The organism is Streptomyces sp. S3(2020) (assembly GCF_013044505.1).
Taxonomy (GTDB): Bacteria; Actinomycetota; Actinomycetes; order Streptomycetales; family Streptomycetaceae; genus Streptomyces.
The window spans coordinates 1-565 of sequence record NZ_JABERD010000564.1 but is presented as its reverse complement, the minus strand read 5'-3'; the positions used below and the strand labels follow the sequence as shown (position 1 = coordinate 565).

At 70.1% G+C, this 565-nt stretch carries 1 protein-coding gene; it reads right to left on the bottom strand.

The window, feature by feature from the left end:
• The coding region (locus tag HLK59_RS50345) for a carboxyltransferase domain-containing protein (protein WP_171148374.1) at positions 1–565 on the bottom strand (565 nt) is incomplete at both ends.

Sequence of the window (565 nt, the reverse complement as noted above, 5' to 3'; positions counted from 1 at the left end):
ACCCCCGCCGTCTGGTCACCACCAAGTACAACCCGGCGCGCACCTGGACCGCCGAGGCCGAGGACCAGGTACTGGGCGTCGAAGACGATGCGGCGGACGTCGTCCACCGAGTCCAGGCCGTTGATACGGCGGATGAACTCGATGTTGGACGGGTTCCAGGGGGCGTCGTCGCGCACCGAGGTGAGGTAGCGGGATATGGCCTCGTCGACGGTCGGGTCGTCCCATGACAGGGGGAGGTGGACCTCTCGGCTCGGCACGGTGAGTTCGTGCGCGGTGGGAAGGTGGTCCTCGGCCTCCTGGAGCAGACGGAGCAGGGTGCGCAGGGGGAGTGTGTCGGGGTCGGTGTGCAGATGCAGGGAACGGACGCCGGGGGTGAGGTCGATCAGTCCGGCGGGGCGGTGGGCGGTGAGGTGTTCGGCCAGGGCGTGCACCCGCATCCGCAGGGCGAGGTCGAGGGTCATCGGACCGTACTCGACGAGGATGTTGTCATCCGCGCCGCGCCGGTAGACGACCTCGGGGGTGGTGTCGGTGGCGGGCCGCCGGGCGAGGACACCGTGGTCGGGGT